Origin of the sequence: Lactobacillus sp., assembly GCF_051873315.1 — a bacterium.
GTDB lineage: Bacteria > Bacillota > Bacilli > Lactobacillales > Lactobacillaceae > Lactobacillus.
In genome coordinates, this window is the sequence record NZ_JBJEES010000049.1 from 1 (window position 1) to 10,605 (window position 10,605).

At 48.1% G+C, this 10,605-nt stretch carries 10 protein-coding genes; 7 read left to right on the forward strand and 3 right to left on the reverse strand.

Translation table 11 applies throughout. The features are described 5' to 3' along the window. The 3 genes from ACI32D_RS02660 to ACI32D_RS02670 all read left to right on the forward strand — a co-directional run. A partial coding sequence (locus tag ACI32D_RS02660) for a PTS system mannose/fructose/sorbose family transporter subunit IID (protein ID WP_439775105.1) occupies positions 1 to 839 on the forward strand: 839 nt, incomplete at its 5' end. Positions 840 to 848: 9 nt separating this feature from the next. After that, positions 849 to 1,217, forward strand: a complete 369-nt coding sequence (locus ACI32D_RS02665) for a DUF956 family protein (RefSeq protein WP_439775106.1) — start codon at positions 849 to 851, stop codon at positions 1,215 to 1,217. A 264-nt stretch (positions 1,218 to 1,481) separates the two neighbouring features. Next, positions 1,482 to 1,805, forward strand: a complete 324-nt coding sequence (locus ACI32D_RS02670) for a hypothetical protein (RefSeq protein WP_439775107.1) — start codon at positions 1,482 to 1,484, stop codon at positions 1,803 to 1,805. Positions 1,806 to 1,858: 53 nt separating this feature from the next. On the opposite strand, the gene ACI32D_RS02675 is transcribed toward ACI32D_RS02670, so the two are convergent. Beyond that, positions 1,859 to 3,229: an amino acid permease gene (locus ACI32D_RS02675; protein ID WP_439775108.1), complete on the reverse strand. Its 1,371-nt coding sequence runs from the start codon at positions 3,227 to 3,229 to the stop codon at positions 1,859 to 1,861. Between the two features lie 194 nt (positions 3,230 to 3,423). On the opposite strand from ACI32D_RS02675, the gene ACI32D_RS02680 reads away from it, so the two are divergent. The 4 genes from ACI32D_RS02680 (at position 3,424) to ACI32D_RS02695 (ending at position 6,165) form a co-directional block, all read left to right on the forward strand. Continuing rightward, positions 3,424 to 4,266 (forward strand): C40 family peptidase, encoded by an 843-nt coding sequence (locus tag ACI32D_RS02680; RefSeq protein ID WP_439775109.1) that lies wholly within the window; start codon positions 3,424 to 3,426, stop codon positions 4,264 to 4,266. A 182-nt stretch (positions 4,267 to 4,448) separates the two neighbouring features. Continuing rightward, complete coding sequence (locus tag ACI32D_RS02685; RefSeq protein WP_439775110.1) at positions 4,449 to 5,063, forward strand: hypothetical protein; 615 nt, start codon at positions 4,449 to 4,451, stop codon at positions 5,061 to 5,063. 19 nt (positions 5,064 to 5,082) lie between these two features. Further along, positions 5,083 to 5,271: a hypothetical protein gene (locus ACI32D_RS02690; RefSeq protein ID WP_439775111.1), complete on the forward strand. Its 189-nt coding sequence runs from the start codon at positions 5,083 to 5,085 to the stop codon at positions 5,269 to 5,271. A 108-nt stretch (positions 5,272 to 5,379) separates the two neighbouring features. Continuing rightward, positions 5,380 to 6,165 (forward strand): helix-turn-helix domain-containing protein, encoded by a 786-nt coding sequence (locus ACI32D_RS02695; RefSeq protein ID WP_439775112.1) that lies wholly within the window; start codon positions 5,380 to 5,382, stop codon positions 6,163 to 6,165. 53 nt (positions 6,166 to 6,218) lie between these two features. Here the strand turns inward: ACI32D_RS02695 and galE are convergent, their stop codons facing one another. Further along, positions 6,219 to 7,208, reverse strand: a complete 990-nt coding sequence (gene galE, locus ACI32D_RS02700; RefSeq protein ID WP_439775113.1) for a UDP-glucose 4-epimerase GalE — start codon at positions 7,206 to 7,208, stop codon at positions 6,219 to 6,221. An 80-nt stretch (positions 7,209 to 7,288) separates the two neighbouring features. Next, entirely contained in the window at positions 7,289 to 10,429 is a 3,141-nt protein-coding gene (locus ACI32D_RS02705; protein WP_439775114.1) for a DUF3427 domain-containing protein, read from the reverse strand. Positions 10,430 to 10,605 lie beyond the last annotated feature (176 nt).

The window sequence follows — 10,605 nt, forward strand, 5'->3', positions numbered from 1 at the left end:
CATGGAACTACGAAAGAATGCAGAACGGTGGTTGGGTCTACAGTATGATCCCAGCTTTAAGAAAGCTGTACCCAAAGAAGGAAGACATGGCTGCTGCTTTGCAACGTCACCTGGTCTTCTTTAACACTCACCCTTACTTGGCTTCACCAATCATTGGTGTTACCCTGGCCTTGGAAGAAGACAAGGCCAATGGCGTTGAAGTTGACGATGAAGCCATCCAAGGTGTTAAGGTTGGTATGATGGGGCCTTTGGCCGGTGTCGGTGACCCAGTCTTCTGGTACACTGTTCGTCCAATCATCGGTGCCCTTGGTGCCTCAATGGCCATCAACGGTAACATCCTTGGGCCAATCCTCTTCTTCGTTCTTTGGAACTTGATCCGTATCGCCTTCTTGTGGTACACCCAAGAATTGGGTTACAAGGCTGGTGCCGCTATCAGCGCCGACCTTTCAGGTGGTTTGCTGAAGAAGGTTACCCGTGGGGCTGCCATGATGGGTATGTTCGTCCTGGGCGCCTTGATCGAACGTTGGGTAAGCATCACTTTCACTGTTAAGGTTTCAGAAGTGCCAATCCAAAAGGGTGGCTACATCGACTGGACCAAGCTGCCAAGCGGTGCTGCTGGTATCAAGGAAGCCTTGACCCAACAAGCTGCTGGTCTGTCCTTGACTAAGACCAAGGTTACTACTCTGCAAGACAACTTGAACATGCTGATCCCAGGTTTGGCAGGTCTGCTGCTTACCTTCCTCTGCATGTGGCTCTTGAAGAAGAAAGTTTCTCCAATCATCATCATCTTGGGGATCTTCGTTGTTGGTATCCTCTTCCACGTATGGGGCTTGATGTAAGATTAACAAATGGCTCAATCAATGAATAAGACCGTTGATCTGGCTGTAGAAGGAACTTGGTTCCGTGCCATGTCTACCTATGGCAAAGTCATGATCGGCGATGAAGCTTTTGAATTCTATAACGAGAAGAATGTTGAAGACTATATCCAGATTCCTTGGGATCAGGTAACTTATGTAGTTGCAGATGTTCACTTCAAAGGGAAGTACATTCCCCGTTTTGAGATCCGGACTAAGAAGGATGGCAAGTTCATCTTTATTACCAAGGATCCGAAGAAGACTCTGCGGGCGATCCGTAAGTACGTCCCAGCCGACCACATGCGGCAGGCTTTGGGAGTTTGGGATACGATCAAGCTCTTCTTTACTCGCAAAAAGAAATAGAATGGAAATAAGCCCGGACTTGGTCCGGGCTTATTTTTGTGCTCCAATGATTACATATCTCCGTGTTATACTGAATAGATAGTTTTGAAAGAGGGGATAGCCATGAAAGCAAAGCAGGCTTATAAGCTGGTGGACCAGCTTCGCCATCCAGGACCAAGGAATTGCTACATCGATTGTTTTCCTAAAATGGAGCCGCCAGACAATTATGATGAGATATTCGAATGCCTGAGGTCGCATACGATTGGCGAAGCATATGCGGACAAAATGCTTTTGTTGGTATTAATGCTGGTCAGCCAGTATGAGACACACATTTTTCTGGACCATGATCTGGCTAAAGAAGCTTATCCTGACTTGCTTGACCGTGATTTGACCAAGCTGCCTGTAGCTGATTTGCTGGAGATCATCAAGAAGTTGATCGTGACAGACCACTACCTCGGGGTAAATGTCCTTTTTAAGGAGAAGAAGCATTATTCCTTGCTCCGGATCGAAAGCGGCATTGATGCTGATCTGTATAAGCTTTCTAAGAAGTCGAAGAAGCTGGTCAATAAGCTGCTTAAGCGTAACGGCCTCTTCTTGTTGAAAAAGTAAAACACCACATAAAAAAGCTGACCTTGCGGTCAGCTTTTGTTGTATCTCATTAATTATTTTGTTTCTGCTTTTTTCTTGTTGAAAGCCTTGCTGAAGCCATATAGGACAGCGAAGGTAATCAAAGCAGTGATCATTGGCACCCGGTAGCTCTCAAGACAGAGAAGCAGGACAACCATGGCGCCGAAGAAGGCTAAGAGCAGGTAGTCAAGGTAAGGATAAGCTGGCATTTGGAATTCGTGCAGCCGGTCCTTTGGCGTAACTTGCCGGTAACGCAGGTGAGTCATGGTCATGATGATCCAGATCAAAAGGAACATGCTGGTCGCGATTGATGAAATGAAGCTGAAAGCTTCGTCACCCATAATCAAGGTGATCAAAGGCGCGCAGATGATGATCAAAGCTGAGAAGACCAGGGCTCTCATTGGCAATTGCCGGTGGTTGAGCTGGCCGAAGAACTTGCTCCACTTGCTTTCCCCGCCTAAAGTAACGGAGAAGAGCAGACGGCCGGCGCTGTAGAGGAAGCTGTTGGTAGCTGAAATAGCTGCCGTGATGACCACGAAGTTGATCAAGTTGCCGGCGCCCTTAAAGCCTGCCCCCATCAAGGCTTGCACGAATGGTGAGCTGGAAGTGGACACCTTGTCCCAAGGCAGGATCACCAGAATGCCGATAATGGCCAAAACGTAAAAGAGGATGATCCGCAAAGGCAATTCATTGATCGCGCTCCTGATGGTCTTGTGCGGGTCCTTGGCTTCAGCGGCCGTCAGCCCGATCAGTTCCACCCCGATGAAGGAAAAGATGACCATCTGGAAGCCTTGCAGGAAGCCGCCTGCTCCGTTATTGAAAAAGCCGTCAGCGTACAGGTTGCTAAAGCTGGCCTGGCCGTACTTGGTTGAGCCTGAGCTCAGCAGCATAAAGGCCGCGAAGATAACAAAGCCGACGATCATCAAGATTTTGATGATGGCGAAGGCAAATTCCAGGTTCCCGAAGAAGCGGGCAGAGATCAAGTTGATCAAGAGCAGGACCGCGACTGAGAGCACTCCGGGCAGCCAGGCCGGCAGGTTGGGCAGCCAGGACTTGAAGTAGATGCCTAAGGCCGTCGTTTCCGCCATGGCCAGGATCAGCCAGCTGAGCCAGTAAAGATAACCAGTCACCTTGCCGATGTCCTTGCCGAGATATTTTTCAATAAACTCGATATAGGTGTGCTTCTTTAAGTCAGATAAGATCAGTTCACCCAGGGCCCGCATCAAGATAAAGAGGAAGAGGCCGACGATGATATAAATCAGGATGACTGCCGGTCCTGCCTTCTGGATGCTGTTGCCGACCCCAAGAAAGAGGCCAGTCCCGATCGTTCCCCCCAGGGCAATCAGCTGAATGTGCGCATTGGTCAAAGACCGCTTGTAAGTACTTTGTGTTTTCTTTTCTTCCATAAAACCTCCATTGAGTTACATGAAATATTTTAACACAAGCCAGTAAAAAGTGAAATTAATTTAAGGAAATAGTCTATAAGACAAAGGAATCTTAAGAAATAGGGCAATTTGTCCTCTTGCAAAAATGACCGGGATTATCTACGATTAGGATAAAGAAGGAAAAAATAAGCGATTTAAGTTAGGAGGAAGGCAAAATGTACGGCTTGATCAATCAACCAGCGGTCTTCATGACAGAAGACGACCTCAAATCCAGAAGCGATGAACTTTTATACGGCTGGGCCGTTAAGGCGACCGGGAAAAAGGAAGACTTTTGGTACGTGACCAGCCATTACGGCTATGAAGGCTACGTGCCAAAGGCTGCGGTAACGCCGGTGACTTTAGAGGAAGTCAAGGCGCGGGAGGTCAAACTAGTCCGGCGGCCAGTCATTGATGTCCTGGGTGAGCCCAAGGTTTCAGCCGACATTTTGCTGACGGTTTATAAGGGCAGCCTGCTTAATGTGACGGATGAACTGGTAGACGGCTATTACAAGGTTAAGCTCTTGGACGGGCGAAGCGGCTGGGTATCCAAGACTGCTTTAGGGCCCCGCTTGGATGAAGACGACTTCTTGTGGTCAGCTGACCCGGAGTACTTTTTGCTGCAGGGAAAGCCAGATGAAGAAAGCTTCAGAAAGCAGGTAACGGAGACCGCCAAAGAATATTTAGGCTGCCAGTACCGGTGGGCGGGCAAGAGTCCCTTGGGGATCGACTGCTCGGGCCTGGTCTTCATGAGCTACATGCTAAATGGGGTCCTGCTCTGGCGGGACGCGGAAATCAAAGAAGCCTGGCCAGTACATGAGATTGAGTTTGAAGACCTGCGGCCAGGGGACTTGATTTATTTCCCGGGACATATCGCCATGTACCTGGGCCACGGCAAGTACATCAACTCGACTGGCTATAAGGAGCACTTCGGGGTAGCCATCAGCAGCCTCCGTAAGGAAGACCCAGACTACCGGGCCGACCTCTTCCAGATGATCGAGAAGTGCGGCTCCCTGTTTTAGGGGGAATAAAGCATATAGCAAGAAACCTTTCTGCCATGAAAGGCTTTTTTATGTGCAGATACAGTTATACTTTTAGCAAAAGCAATGAAATGGATTTGCAAATCTGCAATTTTTAAGACAAGCATTTATTTTTTGGCTAAAATACAAAATAAATAGAAAAATAGGAGGCAAAATAATAGAAAATGAGGAAATTACCAAAAAATAGTTTGTTAAAAGTATTTACTGCCGTTGTCTTAACAGGAATTTGGTTTTCAAGCTATGAAGAAATGGCTACTGGTTTAATTGTAAAAGCAGAAATTGTAAAAGCAGAAGATAATCGATACGAGCATGATTTCTATGAGGCATATGAGGTTATCAATTCTGATGAGACAGATTCTTTACCAAATCAAGACAAGGATGAATTGAAAACTTATGTCGATTTAGCACCTGGTATTATCGAAACAGATGCAAACTCTGAACTGCCACAGCAGGAGATTCCTAAGGCTGTTGCATTAACAGAGCATGTGGACGCAAGTGTTCAAAGTACCTTGTTGAAGAAGCTAGCCAAAAAATATGGCAGGAAATTCATTCAAAAAGAGCTTCCAAAGAAAATTTATGGCAGACTCCCAAAGGCAGTCATTAAAAAGATTTCACTAAAGAAGTTCAGCAAGTATTGGAATACTTTTCTCCTTGGAAGTCTAGCAAATAGTGTTTCACCGAAAATTTATAAGTTTCTTGTAAATAACCATGTTCCAAAGTGGGCTGCTAATGCAGCAACTGCCGTAATTGCCTCGGTTATTTGGTATTATATTAATTAGATTCGAGTGGGAGTTAAGCATGAACAAATTCTTAGATAAAGCCAAATCGTTAGGGAGCTTTGTTGTCATTTTTGTGATTATGGAATACCTGTTTTCGAAGTTGTCGATAAACATCTATCTGTCAAATCTGCTGGCCGGAATTGTCAGCACAATAATTTTCGATTGGATTGCACCAAAATTGGGGATTGAAAAGCATGGTGCTGATTAAGTAAAGGAAAGATAAGCTTAGTTAGTAGCGGTAGATAATCGGGGATCCGTTTAATATTTTTGTGTATTAGTGTGGAGAGTAAGAATAGTTATGGGATGCAGTACAAAGGTGGGTGAACTGCTGAAAAGGATAAGATTGGATTTGGGCTTATCTCAAAAGCAAATGGCTGGTATGACTATGTCTGTAACGCAGTATTCCAGAATTGAGAGTGGGGATCAAAGAATAAGAGCTGACGACCTGTTCGAAATCCTTACTGCGCAGCAGGTAAGTGCCCGCTGCTTTGTTAACCAATTGCTAGGAGAACTGTCTGCTTTAGATAGTGATGAAGCTTTTTTAAAAAAAGACTGTGCCAGTCTCGCCCGTATGTTGGAAATAAACTGGACAAGTAAAACAAATATTCCTAAGTTGCATGCTGAGATCTTGCTTGACCGGTCACATGGTAAAAAGCGTTTTGCCTATGATGAAGAATTGACTGTAAACGTAATTAGACAATTGTTGCGGCTCGATGATTGGACAAACGATGATATGGCAATCTCGCTTTTTGTGGATGCAATGACCAATTTTGACTTTGAAAGAGCAGCAGATTTCACTGACGTCTTGCTGTCGAGCTATTGCAATAAGTTGCGAGAGGTCCCCTTAGATCGGATTGAGATGTTGGCTAAAGCAAGTCTTAATTTCATGTATATGTGCTCTACCAACTCTGCAAAAGAAATGTTTGAGCAGGCATACGAGTTTATCAATGTTCTGCCAGCGTATCCAGGGTTGTTTATATATAAGCTGCTAGCAAATTATCTGCGTCAGTTGAATAAAGGTGAGAGTGACAACGCACATGGAATCAAGCGATTGATTTACTTGTGTGGATACGGGGCAGTACTAGAAGAATACGAATTATAGGCAAAAAAATAGTGGACCTTCCATCTGAGGAAGTTCCACTATTTTTCTTTGTCTTACTTGCTAAAGCCGTTAGGATGCTTTTGGTGCCAGTTCCAAGCGCTGGCGATGATGTCGTCGACGTTTTCGTACTTCGGACTCCAGCCCAGCACCTTCCGGGCCTTGCTTGAGTCAGCAACGAGTGAGTCCGGGTCACCGCCGCGGCGTGGCCCGATAGTATAAGGAATGTCAACGCCGGTAACCTTGATGGCTGCTTTCAAGATTTCCAGGTTGGAGAAGCCGTTGGCCGTACCCAGGTTGAAGACGTCGCTTTGGTTGGTTTCCATCAAGTGCTTCAAAGCCAGGACGTGGGCGTCGATCAAGTCAACCACGTGCACGTAGTCGCGGACATTAGTACCATCCTTGGTGTCGTAGTCGTCGCCAAAAATAGTAAAGTCACCGCCGCCAGCCAGGGCAGCCTTCATGATGTTAGGAATCAAGTGGGTTTCTGGGTGGTGGTCTTCACCAATTGACCCGTCCAGGGAAGCACCAGCCACGTTGAAGTAGCGCAGGGCGATGGACTTGATCCCGTTGGCCTTGTCAGCCCAGTGCATGATCTTTTCCATCATCATCTTGGTTTCCCCGTAAGGGTTGATTGGGTTGAGCGGAGTTTCTTCGGTGATTGGCAGCTTTTCAGGGATGCCGTAAGTAGCAGCGCTGGATGAGAAGACCAGGTACTTAACCCCAGTTTCTTCCATGGCCTCCAGCAGGCTGATCATGCCGGATACGTTGTTCTTGTAGTACTTGAGCGGCTTCTTGACTGATTCGCCGACCAAAGAGTAAGCCGCAAAGTGCATTACAGCTTCGATCTCTTCCTTCTTCAAGACGTCAGCGACTGCTTCCGTGTCCAAAAGGTCAACTTGGTAAAACTTGGCCTTTGGGTCAATGGCTTCCTTGTGGCCAGTGAACAGTGAGTCCAAAACAACTACGTCGTTGCCATCGGCAACCAGCCGTCTTACAGCATGGGAGCCGATGTAGCCGGCACCACCTACAACTAAAATTTTCATGTTTACTCCTTTTTTATACTTTTTTGCAAAACCTAACTGATACCTAGTATAACAGAAAATGCTTTCCCCGGCTGAAGCAATTAGAGGGCAATCGCCTTGTTGGCCTTGGCTAAAAGACTGGCCGGGATCGCCTGGTGCAGGTGCCAGACAAAGGAAACCGGCCGGTCTCCTTCGCTTGAAACATAATCCGCGTTGCCTAAGAAGGTGTAAGGAGCCGTATAATTTCCCTGCTTTTTAAACTCTCTGACAAAAAGGGAAATCATGTTGCCGGTCTCCCCCTGGTGGATATAGCGCTGGATCTTGGGACTGGCTGGCCGGTCCTGGCTCTGGCTCTGCCAGTGGAAGAGCTGAGCATTGATGGCGTAGTCCTCGTACATGGTTGACGGGGAGAAGTCTTTTTCACTCTTGTTTAAATTAATAAGGAAGATATCCGTCTTTTTATCAGCGAAGTACTTGACCCCCTCCCGGAATTCCGGGGACTGGTCCTGGTTGAAGTAGTCAAAGGCGGCCATGATCTGGTTGACATTGTAGTGGCAGTGGACTTCCAAAGGACAGGTGAAGGGGTATTCGTTAGCTTCGGGCAGGACGGTCAACTGACTGAGCCGGTAGCGGAGGACTTCCATTAATTCTTCTTTGACGAAGTCTTCCTTTAAAAAGCTTGCGATCCCTTCATGCAGGTCCTTAAAGCCCATTTGGGCCGGCTTTTTCTTGTAGAAGCTGTAGTAAAGCATCCCCAGCATCAAGCGTTCATTCTCGCTGGCTGGCTCTTTTGCCGTCTCCAGGTAAGCCAGCCAGTAGTCCAGGAGCCTTTTGGAATCGATGTGGAAAAAGCTGCTGAACTTCTGGTAGACCTGGTTTTCCACATCCCGGTCGTCAGTAATTAATCCGGCCCACTTTTTCAAGCGGAAAAGTGAACGCGATCCGCTGGCATGGTAGAATTCGTAAAGACTCATATCATAGGCCTTGAGGAAGTTGCTCAAGGTTAATTCCAGGCCCGTGTCTTCGCTAAAAGTCTTCACCCGCTGAGTCAATCCCTTTTTATTAGCGGCGTTTTGGCCAAGGTTGGCCAGGATGTACTTTTTGGCAACAGGTTCAAGCTCCAGATAGCAGGCTGCCGGAAGATGCGGAAAGCCCTCGCTGATTTCATATGGCAGGGCGTGGCCTGGTCCGGTCAAGGCCTTGAACTTGGCTTCGTAGTTATAGTGGCGGTTGGCCTGGCCGATGAAGTCCAGAACCGTCAGGCAGTCCTTGCCTGGACTGAGCCGCAGGCCCCGACCCAGTTGCTGGAGAAAAATGGTCGGGCTCTGGGTTGGCCGCAAAAAGAGGATGGTGTTGACGGCCGGGATGTCGACCCCTTCATTATAAAGGTCAACGACAAAAATAAACTTGAGCTTGCCGGAGGTCAAATCCTCTTTCGCCTGCTGGCGGTCAGCCTGGGCAGTTTGGCCAGATAAAGCGGCGGAAGGGATGCCGGCCTGGTTGAAGGCAGCGGCCATGAATTCGGCGTGTTTGACGCTGACGCAGAAGCCCAGGCCTTTGATGTCTTCCAAATTGTTGCTGTACTTGTCCAGGCTGCGCAAAATCAACTTGGCCCGGGCGTCGTTAGCCGTATAGACATTTTCCAGCTCGCTGACCTCGTATTGGCCCCGGCTCCACTTCATGCTAGAGTAGTCAACATTGTCGGTGACTCCGAAATACTGAAAGGGGCAGAGGAGCTGGCGGTCGATGGCTTCGCCTAACAGCATTTCGGCGGCGATGTTGCCGTCAAAGTATTGCAAGATGTCCTGCCCGTCCATCCGGTCGGGGGTGGCGGTCAGGCCTAGAAGAATCTTGGGCTTGAAGTGGCTGAGCAGCTTTTGGTAGGACTTGGCGGCAGCGTGGTGGAATTCGTCGATGATGATGAAGTCGTAGTAGCCGCTTGGGAGCAGGTCAGCCATTTTTTCTGAATTAAAGGACTGGATGGAGACAAACAGCTGGCTGACATCGTCAGTCTTGTACTGGCCGACCAGCAATTGGCCGAAGTTGAAGTCGTTGAGGACCTCGCGGAATTTCTGCAGGCTCTGCTCCAGGATTTCCTGCCGGTGGGCAACGAAGAGCAGACGCGCGTCGGGATGCTTTTCCAAGTAGCGCTTGAAGTCAAAGGCGGCGATGACGGTTTTCCCCACCCCGGTGGCGGCGACGAGGAGATTTTTATAATGGCCGTAGACTTCTCGCTCAGCCTGGAGGCGGTCCAGGATCTCCTGCTGGTAGTTGTAGGGGCGGATAGTGGTCTCCAGGTGGAAAGTATTTTCCTTGTGCCGGTTCAGTTCCGTCTGCAGTTTTTGCCGGCAGTCTTCCTTATCCGGGTCAAAAGTTTCAAAAGAGGGGTCGTTCCAGTAGCTTTCAAAGGAGACGGCAAACTTGTTGACGATGTCAAAAGATTCCTGCTCGGTGACCTTGACATTCCATTCCAAGCCAGTGGTCAAGGCAGCGCTGGAGAGGTTGGAGGAACCGATGTAGGCGGTGGAGAAGCCAGTCTCTCTTTTAAAAAGGTAGGATTTGGCGTGCAGGCGGGCGTGATCGGTCTCGTAGTTGATCTTGACTGTAGTGTTGGGCAGCTGGCTCAAGGTCAGGATGGCCTTGTAGTCAGTTGCCTGGGTATAAGTTGTAGCGATCACCCGCAGCTGGTGGCCGGCTTTTTGGCAAAAAGCTGTCAGGTCCTTTAAAAGAGGGCGGATGGCAGACCACTTGATAAAGGAAACAAGCAAGTCGACCTGGTCGGAAGAGGCAATTTCCTTCTTGATTTCGCTGAGCATGCTGGGCTCATTTTTGCTGCCGGTAAAAAGGGCATTCTCGACTATGGAAGTCTGGGGCCGGATGGGAGTAATCTTCTGGGACTGGGTCAGCTTGTGGTAGATGGAGGTCAAGACTTCGCCTTGTTCCAGGATCTGCAGGTCCTCATAGTCAGCTTCGCCGGTATGCTGGGCGACCTGGTCGACGATGGAGTTGGCCAGGCGGATCTGGGCGATGAGGGCAGCTTTGTCTTCGCCGGACTTGAAGCTGTCGCGGAGGTAGTGCAGGCCCGACCGGATGACCTGGGAGAGGTAGATGGTCAAGAGCTGGCGGGAGTCATCAGCGTCCAGTTCTTCCAATTTATAATCCGTGGTCTCTGGGTCAAGTTTTTCCAGCTGGTCCAGGATCTCTTGGTTAAGGATTTGTTCGTAAATACCGTCTTTCAGCATGCTTTTCCTGCTTTCTGAAGTGTTTTGCCTTAATTGTATCAGGTTCGGGGAAATTTGCTAAATTATGGATTTTTGTTACCACTTTTGAAAAAAAGACTATAATGACCTTATAGAAGAAATCTAATTTTTACTAGGGGGAAAAGGATGAAGAATTACATGCAGCATCTTAAAGAGCG